This window comes from Micromonospora parastrephiae (assembly GCF_016802865.1).
GTDB lineage: Bacteria > Actinomycetota > Actinomycetes > Mycobacteriales > Micromonosporaceae > Micromonospora > Micromonospora parastrephiae.
Map to the genome: position 1 here is coordinate 1 of NZ_JAEVHM010000210.1, position 8782 is coordinate 8782.

At 73.1% G+C, this 8782-nt stretch carries 8 protein-coding genes and 2 pseudogenes; 5 read left to right on the plus strand and 5 right to left on the minus strand.

Annotated features, from left to right (window positions below; genetic code table 11):
• Positions 1-756: NCS2 family permease (locus JNW91_RS26890; RefSeq protein ID WP_203178208.1), on the minus strand; the 756-nt coding region annotated here is incomplete at its 3' end.
• Positions 757-844: 88 nt separating this feature from the next.
• Here JNW91_RS26890 and JNW91_RS26895 point away from each other — a divergent pair.
• Positions 845-1090: a DUF2530 domain-containing protein gene (locus tag JNW91_RS26895; RefSeq protein ID WP_203178200.1), complete on the plus strand. Its 246-nt coding sequence runs from the start codon at positions 845-847 to the stop codon at positions 1088-1090.
• A gap of 24 nt (positions 1091-1114) precedes the next feature.
• On the opposite strand, the gene JNW91_RS26900 is transcribed toward JNW91_RS26895, so the two are convergent.
• Positions 1115-1954 (minus strand): DUF3027 domain-containing protein, encoded by an 840-nt coding sequence (locus JNW91_RS26900; protein ID WP_407664389.1) that lies wholly within the window; start codon positions 1952-1954, stop codon positions 1115-1117.
• An 88-nt stretch (positions 1955-2042) separates the two neighbouring features.
• Between JNW91_RS26900 and JNW91_RS26905 the strand changes: the two are divergent.
• Positions 2043-3657 (plus strand): annotated as a pseudogene (locus tag JNW91_RS26905) (MFS transporter).
• The gene (locus JNW91_RS26910) at positions 3654-4319 is read left to right on the plus strand and encodes a futalosine hydrolase (RefSeq protein ID WP_203178202.1); all 666 of its coding nucleotides are present in this window, start codon (positions 3654-3656) and stop codon (positions 4317-4319) included. The pseudogene JNW91_RS26905 and the gene JNW91_RS26910 overlap by 4 nt, the downstream one beginning before the upstream one ends.
• On the opposite strand, the gene JNW91_RS26915 is transcribed toward JNW91_RS26910, so the two are convergent.
• Positions 4320-5186, minus strand: a complete 867-nt coding sequence (locus JNW91_RS26915; protein WP_309244496.1) for a helix-turn-helix domain-containing protein — start codon at positions 5184-5186, stop codon at positions 4320-4322. It lies immediately after the preceding gene.
• 352 nt (positions 5187-5538) lie between these two features.
• On the opposite strand from JNW91_RS26915, the gene JNW91_RS26920 reads away from it, so the two are divergent.
• Positions 5539-6369 carry a 1,4-dihydroxy-6-naphthoate synthase gene (locus tag JNW91_RS26920; protein ID WP_203178204.1) on the plus strand — a complete coding sequence of 277 codons (831 nt, stop codon included), beginning with the start codon at positions 5539-5541 and terminating at the stop codon, positions 6367-6369.
• Here JNW91_RS26920 and JNW91_RS26925 read toward each other — a convergent pair.
• Both JNW91_RS26925 and JNW91_RS26930 read right to left on the minus strand, forming a co-directional pair.
• Positions 6330-6716: a cold-shock protein gene (locus JNW91_RS26925; protein WP_203178205.1), complete on the minus strand. Its 387-nt coding sequence runs from the start codon at positions 6714-6716 to the stop codon at positions 6330-6332. The two genes, JNW91_RS26920 and JNW91_RS26925, sit on opposite strands and share 40 nt — an antisense overlap.
• Before the next feature lie 27 nt (positions 6717-6743).
• Positions 6744-7367: an HAD family hydrolase gene (locus JNW91_RS26930; RefSeq protein ID WP_203178206.1), complete on the minus strand. Its 624-nt coding sequence runs from the start codon at positions 7365-7367 to the stop codon at positions 6744-6746.
• A gap of 84 nt (positions 7368-7451) precedes the next feature.
• Here JNW91_RS26930 and JNW91_RS26935 point away from each other — a divergent pair.
• Positions 7452-8782: pseudogene (locus JNW91_RS26935) on the plus strand (helicase-associated domain-containing protein); the annotation flags it as partial.

Here is an 8782-nt window from a genome sequence, read left to right on the forward strand (position 1 = left end):
TCCCGTCGACGAACGACGGCCGATGTTGGCGACCGCCTCCACGATGACCGCCAGCACGGTGGACGTCAGGATCCCGATCAGGATCGCGCCCTTCACCCGGCGGACCACCAGCACCAGCGTGAGCAGCAGCCCCACCACGAAGACCAGCAGCGGCCAGCTGACCAGCTTGCCGCCGATGCCCAGGCCGACCGGCACGGTGGTGTTCGAGACGTCCGGGACGCGCCGGACGAAGCCGGCGTCGACCAGACCGATGATGGTCAGGAACAGACCGATGCCGACACCGATCGCGGTCTTCATCTGGGTGGGCACCGAGCGGAACACCGCGGTCCGCAGACCGGTCAGCACCAGCACCGCGATGATCACACCTTCGATCACCACCAGGCCCATCGCGTCGGCCCAGGTCATCTCCGGTGCGATCTCGTACGCCACCAGGGCGTTGACGCCCAGACCGGCGGCGAGCGCCAGCGGGAACCGGCCGATCACCCCCATCAGGATCGTCATCAGACCGGCCACCAACGCGGTCGCGGCGGCAAGCGCGGGGATCGGGAGGGTCTTGCCGTCCCCGTCGACGGCACCACCCAGGATCAGCGGGTTGAGCACCACGATGTACGCCATCGTGAAGAAGGTCGCCAGGCCACCGCGTACCTCGCGGCTCATCGTCGAGCCGCGAGCGGAGATCTCGAAGAACCGGTCGAAGCCGTTACGCGGGTGAGCGGGGTCGGGGGGTGTGCCGTTCTCGGGCGGCGCTACTGCCATCGGGTCCTCGCAGGTGATCTTCCGGTTGTCGCGCGCATCGTCCCAGATCACCGGCGGGCAGGGGAAGTCGATCGCGTACGCTTGCCGGATGCCGAACGAGCAGCCGCCGCGGCCCGCCCCACTGGACCCGCCGATGGTGCCGTTCGCGGTCGCCGGGCTGATCGCGTGGGCGGTGGCCGGGCTCGTCCTGTTGCTCTTCTTCCGGGGCTGGCTGACCGACCACGATCACGAGAACTGGCTCTGGACCTGCCTGGCCGGGTTCCTGTGGGGCTTCCCCGGCCTCGCCGTGATGCTGCGGCACGACGCCAACCGGCGCCGCCGCCGCGCGAGCTGACCCCGCAGGGGCGGACGCGAACCGTCAGGAGTGCCCGTACGGCTCCGCCGGCTCGGCGGCCTCCACCGATCCCGGTGCGCGGCTGACCGACATGGCCTCCACGGCGCTGTCGTCGTACACCGTGGGTAGTTCCTCGACGACGGTCTCGACCGCCTCGATCAGCGTCTCGGAGTGGGCGCCGCACCCGTGGTCGGCGCTGACCACCCGACCGTCGTCGGGCGCGTAGAAGTTGCCACAGGCGCCGAAGGCCTGCCGCATCGCACCTGCCAGCGGCAGGTAGAAGCCGCACGTGCCGCAGCGGGCGGCGGCCGGCGCGGCGGTCGAGATCGCGGCGGACGGGCCGTGCTCACCGTCGTACCAGCGCTGCGCCGCGTCGGTGCGACCCTCCCGAGAGAGCACACGGGCGCGGCCCAGGCCCAACTCCCAGGCGGTCTCCTCGACCGCCGGGTCGTCGGAGAGCAGGTAGCCGGGGGCCAGCCGGTCGTCGTCCGGCGGCGTCGGCAGCAGGTCACCCGGCCCGAGGTCGCCCGGCTTGAGGCGCTCCTGCCAGGGCAGCCAGCCGGGCGCGAGCAGCGCGTCCGAGCCGGGCAGCAGCACCGTCTCGCAGATCGTCACCGTACGGCTGCGCGGCACCCGGGTGACGGTGACCGCCCACCGCCAGCCGCGGTAACCGGCGAGGCGGCATTCGAAGTAGTGGGTGACCAGCCGGTCGCCTTCGGCAACGACCTGCAGGTGGTCGCCGACGTCGTCGGCGTCCACCTCGGTGATGCCAGCACGCGCCACCTCGACGGCAGCGGCGCAGACCTGGTCGAGACGGACGGCGCGGGTGGAGGCGGGCCTGGTCACCCGACCATTGTTCCCCATGCGCCGCGCAGGGGTGACAGGGACTCCCGGGGAACCTTTCCCCGCAGTGGTGCGGCGTACCTGGATCAGATGGGCGAGGATGGTGCACATGCCGTCGTACTCCCGCTCCGGGCGTTCCGTCCTCGGGCGGACCGTCGGCACCGGCATTCGGGCGGTCCGCCTGCTGTTGCGCGGTTCGGTGGGCAGCGGACGCTGGGTGACCCGCCGGGCCGGCCGGGCTCGGACGCGGGGCGCCGGCGGCGAGGTCGGCATGGTGCGCCTGTTCGATCTGCACGCGGTTTCCTGCGCGGGTGACACGCTGATCGCCATCGGTCTGGCCGGGACGATCTTCTTCAACGTGCCGCTGGGCGAGGCACGCAGCAAGGTCGCGCTCTACCTGCTGGTGACCATGGTGCCGTTCGCGATGCTCGCCCCCGTGGTGGGCCCGCTGCTGGACCACTTCCGGCACGGCCGGCGGTACGCCCTGGCCGCCACCATGCTCGGCCGCGCGTTCCTGGCCTGGCTGATCTCCGACTACATCCACGGCTTCGGGCTCTATCCGGCCGCGTTCGGTGTGCTCGCGCTGTCCCGCGCGTACGGCGTGGCGCGCTCCGCCGCCGTGCCACGGCTGCTGCCCGAAGGGCTGGGTCTCTCGCAGGTGGGCGCGCGGGCCAGCGTCTACGGCACGGTCGCGGGCGCGTTGGTGGCGCCGATCGGGTTGGCCGCGTTCTGGTTCGGGCCGCAGTGGCCACTGCGGGTCGCATCGGTGATCTTCCTGGTCGGCATGGTGATCTCCCTGCGCCTGCCGCCGAGGGCCGACTCGGAGCCGCCGGAGCGTGTTCCCCGAGCGCTGCGGGCGCTGGGCCGCCGCGGAGGGGACCGGCCGCTGGGCCGGGGTCGACCCGCTGGGCGGCTGGTGATCGCGACCCTGATCGGCGCCGCGACGCTGCGCGCGGCCTACGGCTTCCTGCTGCTCTTCCTCGCCTTCGCAATCAAGAAGGGCGACCTGACCACCGACGTGTTCGGTCGGGAGCTGGGTGCCGAGTGGGCGTTGGGGCTGGTCGGCGGCGCGTTGGCGGTCGGCAGTTTCCTGGCCACCGCCGTCGGCACCCGGCTGCGCATCCATCGGCCGGCGCCATCCAGTCCAGCAGCATGGTCATCGTGGCCGGGGTGGCGGTGCTCGCCGTGATCCAGTTCTCGCTGCCGATGGTCGCCCTGCTCTGCCTGGTCACCGCGCTGGTGAGCGGGGTGGCGAAGCTGGCCGTGGACGCCTCGATCCAGGAGCGCATTCCGGAGCGGTTGCGGGCCAGTTCGTTCGCCCACTCGGAGACGGTGCTGATGCTGGCGTTCGTCGCCGGCGGCGGGCTCGGGCTGGTGCCGTTTGACGGGCGGATAGGCATCGCGGTCGCCGCCGGGGTGGCCGTGCTGGCCGCCACCCGGGGTGTGCTGGTCGCCACCCGGCTGCGCGGCGAGAAGCTGGCCGGGCGGCCGCTGGGCGACGCCGAACTGGGCGACGACGAAGCGGCGACGACGAGCGGGCGGACGAGCCGGCCGACCCGACGCCCACCTCCCCGGCGCCCAACCAGGCCGGCTCGACTCAGTACGACGAGCCGGGGCTGGCCCCGCCGGGCTACCACATCTATCGACCGTCCTCGGCGGTCGGCGGCCCGGGTGGCGGCGCCGACGAGGAGTCCCGCCGGGAGTCTCCCGGGCCGCTGCCGTGAGCGGCCTGCTGGTGGTGACCGCGGTGCCCGCCGAGGCGGACGCGATCCGGGCTGGATTGACCGACGCTGCCGTGACCGACGCTGCCGTGACCGTCGTCCCGGCCGGGGTGGGTCCGGCGGTGGCTGGCGCCGCCACCGCCCGGCTGCTGGCGCTGGCCGAGGCGGCCGGGCGTCCGTACCGTGCGGTGGTCAGCGCCGGCGTGGCCGGCGGCTTCGCCGGGCGGGCCGCAGTCGGCGACATGGTGCTCGGCACCGCCAGCATCGCCGCCGACCTGGGCGCGGAGTCGCCCGACGGTTTCATCCCGGTCGACGAGTTGGGTATGCCACCGGCGCTGCTCGGCGGCGGCAGCGTGCTGCCTGCCGACCCGCGGTTGCTGGCGGCGTTGCGGGCCGCCCTGCCGTCGGCCACGGTCGGCCCGGTGCTGACGGTCAGCACGGTCACCGGCACCGCCGCCGGCACCGAGGAGCTGCGCCGGCGACATCCGGAGGCGGTCGCCGAGGCCATGGAGGGGTACGGGGTGGCGGTCGCCGCCGCGCAGGCCGGAGTGCCCTTCGCGGAGCTGCGTACCATCTCCAACCCGATCGGCCCGCGCGACCGCGACGCCTGGCGACTGCGTGAGGCCCTCGCAGCCCTGACCACAGCGGCCCCCGCGCTGCGCTGACTACTGCCGGGTGGGCGGGACGTTGAGCGTCAGCGCCGACGGCTTGCTCGCCTCTAGCTCGAACCCGCAGGCGAGCAGAAATTCCACGTTGCCGAACTCGGCGATCGCGTGGGCGGTCCGAATACCGGCGATCGCCATCTCCGCGGCCAACAGCCCGATGAGCTCCCGCCCGATGCCCAGGGTCCGCAGGCCCGGAGCAACGACGATGCCCTCCAACACCAGCTCACGCCGGTCGCCCAACTCCTCGCCCAGAAGAAGATCCACGCTTCGCTCGTGGGCCCGGAGCTCCCCTACCGGCCCGACGCCGGGCACTTCGGCGAGAAAACGCCAGGACGTGGCCGGTAGTCCTTCGGACGCTCGCCGGAACCGGACCTGGGCACGCGTCCGGTCCCGCAACCGCCGCTCGTCTCGCCGCGCCCGGTCCAGGTCGTAGGTCAGCTCAGGAACGCGCACCGGCCACAACCGCTGCGGAAGGGTGTACGAGTGCACCCACCAGGCCCCCGGCCAGTCCTTAAGGGTCAGGACCGCCCGGACGTCGAGGTGCGCCGGGTACCGACGACCAGCCTCGTCCCGTGGTTCGTCCTCTGCCTCGCGGCCTGCCACGCGGCAGCCACCGGGCAGCCCGAAGACGAGCTCACCACCAGCCGCGCGGACCAGCCGCTCCACCGTCCGGAACGCCGCCCGGGAGTCCTGCCCCGCCTCGATGCGACTCAACGTGCTCTTGGGAACCCCGGATCTCGCGGCTAATTCCCGTTGGCTCAGATCGGCATGTCGACGAAGTTTCCGCAGGATTGCCCCCACGTCGATCGCATCCTGGCCGGCCATCCGTCCATGGTTTTCCGCCCGGCCGTGCGCCGTCAACGACATCCTTCCGGCTGTGGACAGCCCTGTGGATAACGCCGCTGAAGCTGTGCGCACCTCTTCGTCAGTGCCTGTAGAGCTGCCCCATAAATGGGGCGAGCGCAAGCCAAGTGCAGTCCATCGATCCGGGCGGGGCTGCATCACCTGGCACGGAAGCCTGGAACAGCCGAAGCGCGCCTGTCCCGCCCGAACGTGGCGAGTGGGCCGACGATTCGACGACCACCACCGCCGGCATCGCGCCCCACAGGTGGGGCAGCTCTACAGCAAGGAGCAGTGGCAACCCACACTCCAAGCCCGGCAGGTCACAGGGGCGGACCGCGCCGAACGGGCGCGCGGGGACGGGGCTAACGTGAGGGGCGTGGCGCTCTCTCTGGCGATCTCGCCCTGCCCCAACGACACGTTCGTCTTCCACGCTCTGGTGCACGGCCGGGTGCCGGGTGCGCCGCCGGTGGCGGTGACGTACGCCGACGTGGACGTCACCAACACGGCCGCCGAGCGGGGCGCGTTCGACCTGGTGAAGGTGAGCTTCGCGGCGCTGCCCTGGCTGCTCGACGAATACCACCTGCTGCCCTGCGGCGGCGCGCTCGGGCGCGGCTGCGGGCCGCTGGTGCTCACCAAGGGCGACCGCACCGACCTGACCGGCGCCACGGTGGCGGTGCCGGGTGATCGGACCACCGCGTACCTGCTGTTCCGGCTCTGGTCGGCCGGGCAACCGCCGGCGCGGATCGAGGTCGTCCCGTTCCACGAGATCATGCCGGGCGTCGCGGCCGGCCGCTACGACGCCGGGCTCGTCATCCACGAGGCCCGGTTCACCTACCACCGGCACGGCCTGACCGCGCTGGTCGACCTCGGCGAATGGTGGGAGGCCGACACCGGCCTGCCCATCCCCCTCGGCGCGATCCTGGCCCGACGCGGCGCGGTCGACCCGGAAGCCGCCGCCGGCTGGGTTCGCGAGTCGGTCCGGCAGGCCTGGGCGGACCCGGCGGCCAGCCGGGAGTACGTCCTCGCGCACGCGCAGGAGATGGAACTCGACGTGGTGGACCGGCACATCGCCCTCTACGTCAACGAGTTCACCGGAGACCTGGGCGAAGCCGGCTTCGCCGCGGTGACGGCACTCCTCGACCGCGCCGCCACCGCCGGGCTGGTGCCTCAGATCTCCAGCTCGCGCGCGACCGCGTGGACCAGCTGAGCGATCTTCTGCGCGGTCTTCTTGTCCGGATACCGACCACGACGCAGGTCCGGCTGAACCTTCGCCTCCAGCACCTTGATCATGTCCTCGACGAGGCCGTGCAGCTCCTCGGCCGGCCGGCGACGCAGCTCCGCCATCGACGGCGGCGCGTCCAGCAGCTTGACGCCCATGGCCTGCGCGCCCCGACGGCTGTCCACCACGCTGAAGTCGACCCGCTGACCACCCTTGAGGTCGGTGACGCCCGCCGGCAACGCGCCCTTCGGCAGGAACACGTCACCGCCCTCGTCACTGGTGACGAAGCCGTATCCCTTGGCCGTGTCGTACCACTTCACTCGACCCGTAGGCACCTGAAAACCCCTGCTTCACTTGAGCCGCTACTGCTCCAAGGCTAGCTGGATCATGCCGTCGAGTGCCCCTGGGAATCCGGTGAGATCGTCCAGAACCACTTCCGCCCCCGCCGCGCGCAGCTCGTCCGGGGAGCACGGGCCGGTCGCCACGCCGATTCCGGGCACCCCGGCGATCCCGGCCGCCACCATGTCCGCCACGTGGTCACCGACGTAGTGGGTCGCACCGTGCTCCCGCAGCGCTGTCGCCTTCTGCTCGGCGAACAGGTCCCCGGCCAGCTCGTCGACCGTGAACCCGAGGTGCTCCAGGTGCAACCGGGCCAACCCGCCCATCTTGGCCGTGACGACCAGCACACGGCCGCCCCGCGCGCGGACCGCCTCGATGGCCTCCCGCGCTCCCGACATCGGGACCGTCGGGGTGATCGCGTACGCCGGATACAGCTCGCGGTACGCCCGCACGGCCGACTCGACCCGCTCCGGCGGGAACCAGTGCGCGATCTCGGTGCGCAGCGGCGGGCCGAGCCGGGACACCGCCAGATCGGCATCCACCGACACGCCCGTCTGGGCGGTCAGCGCCCGGAAGGCCGCGGCGATGCCGGGACGGGAATCCACCAGGGTCATGTCGAGATCGAATCCGACGGTCAGTGCAGGCATGTCGAGAAACGTACCCGGAGACTCCCGACCGGGCGGACGTCCGAGGGGCGCGACGGCCCGGTGCCGGGCTAGCGTGGAAAGACGATGAGCACCTCACTCGCCGACCACCTGCGGTCGCTGCCCGACGAGTCACTGGCCGCGCTCCTCCAACTGCGGCCCGATCTCGTCGTGCCCGTGCCGGCCGACATCTCCGCCCTGGCCATCCGGGCCCAGTCCCGTGTCTCGGTGGCCCGCGCGCTGGACGGGCTGGACCAGTTCACGCTCCAGATCCTCGACGCCGCCCGGCTCACCCGGGGCCCGGACGACGGCACCACGGCCACCGACGCGGTGCTCGCCATGGCGACCACCGGGCCGCACCCGCCGGCACCGACGGCCGTCCGGGCCGCCGTGGGCAGGTTGCGAGCGCTGTTCCTGCTGTACGGGCCGGAGCACGCGCTGCAGGTGGTACCGGCCGTCGACGAGGTGGCCCCGTACCCCGCCGGACTCGGCCGGCCCGCCGCGGAGCTGGACCCGCGCACGGCCGTGCTCTGCGCGGACCCGGCGAAACTCCGTCGGACGCTGCTCGCCGCGCCCCCGTCGGCCCGGGCGATCCTGGACCGGCTGGCGGCCGGTCCCCCGGTGGGCAGCGTGCCCCCGGGCGCGTTGCAGGCACCCCCCGTCGGCGCGGAGGATCCGGTGCTCTCCGACCCGACCAACGGCGGCGCGCCGGCCGGCTCCCCGGTGCGCTGGCTGGTCGACAACCGGCTGCTCGTCCCCATCTCGGCCGGCACGTCGACGGCCAGCGGCACCGTCGAGCTGCCCCGCGAGGTCGGCCTGCTGCTGCGCCGCGACAGCGGCCCGCTCGGTCCGCTGCGCACCAGTCCACCGCCGGTGGCCGCCGCGCCGCGCGAGGCGAAGGCCGTCGACTCGGCCGGCGCCGGGCAGACCATGGAGGTGGTCCGGCACACCGAGGGGCTGCTGGAGCAGCTCGCCGCCGAACCCGCGCCGGTGCTGCGCTCAGGCGGCATCGGGGTACGGGACCTGCGGCGGTTGGCACGCACCGCCGGGCTGGACGAGCCGACGACCGCGCTGCTGCTGGAGGTGGCGTACGCGGCGGGGCTCGCCGGTGAACTGGAGATGCCCGGCGCGGCCGCCACCCGGTACGGGGTGGATCAACAGGTGATGCCGACCGGCGGGTACGAGGTCTGGCGTGCCGCGTCGCTGGCCCAACGCTGGGAGCAGTTGGCCCGCGCCTGGCTGACCATGACCCGGCAGGTGGGGCTGATCGGCCGCCGCGACGACCGGGACCGGCCGATCACCGCGCTCTCCGCCGAGGCCGAACGGGCCGGCGCGCCGGCCACCCGACGGGCGGTCCTCGGCGTGCTCGCCGACCTGGAGCCGGCGACCGCGCCCACCCCCGGAGGAGGCTGCCGCCG